The following is a 694-nucleotide window of genomic DNA, read 5'->3' on the forward strand; positions in this document are numbered from 1 at the left end:
GCGCAGCATGTCTTGCCGGACAGGAGATGGAGGCCAAGGCGGCGGGAGGGTGATGCACCGGCGGCGCTAGGCGTGCCGATGGGGCACCGATCATCAGTGTCGTTTCTGCCGACGCCAAGAAGCACCCATACGGCCTCTCGTTTGGGCTGGTCTGGCACCGGACCGGCCCTGGCCTGCAACGGCTCCGCCGACCTTCTTCCCCTGACCGCAAGCGGTCATTCCTCGCGAGCCAACAAGCTCGGCTGCCGCCGTCCTTCGCTCACGCTGCGATCCTGCGGATGCATCCGTCCGCTCCGTCGCCTCTCGACCGCCATCGAGGCCGCATCGGGCGGCTTCGACAAACTTCAGGAGATACGACAATGGCTCAGATCGGCACCTTCACCCGCGACGAAACCGGCGCCTACGCCGGCACCATCAAGACCCTCACCCTCAACGTCAAGGCCACCATCAAGCCCTGCGACCGTGACAACGACCGCGCCCCCGACTTCCGCGTCACCGCAGGTGGTGTCGAGTTCGGAGCAGGCTGGACCCGCACCGCCCGCGAAACGGGCGCCGAGTACCTCTCGCTCAAGCTCGACGATCCGTCCTTCACGGCGCCGGTCTACGCCTCCCTCATCCAGGGCGACAAAGGCGAGCACAAGCTCATCTGGTCCCGCTGACCAGCCCAAGGGCGCTCCGCTCAAAACGGGGCGCC

At 66.9% G+C, this 694-nt stretch carries 1 protein-coding gene; it reads left to right on the plus strand.

All coding sequences use genetic code 11. The annotated features are described in order from the left end of the window. Nucleotides 1-359 precede the first annotated feature (359 nt). Entirely contained in the window at nt 360-659 is a 300-nt protein-coding gene (locus QN224_RS33560) for a DUF736 domain-containing protein (RefSeq protein ID WP_283980177.1), read from the plus strand. The last annotated feature ends 35 nt before the right edge of the window (nt 660-694 follow it).

It is taken from the genome of Sinorhizobium sp. 7-81, assembly GCF_030124405.1.
GTDB classification, from domain to species: domain Bacteria; phylum Pseudomonadota; class Alphaproteobacteria; order Rhizobiales; family Rhizobiaceae; genus Sinorhizobium; species Sinorhizobium psoraleae.

What these genes read in the sequence shown, in the direction of transcription:
- QN224_RS33560 (WP_283980177.1), top strand. Translation starts at nt 360, where the DNA reads ATGGCTCAGATCGGCACCTTCACCCGCGACGAAACCGGCGCCTACGCC.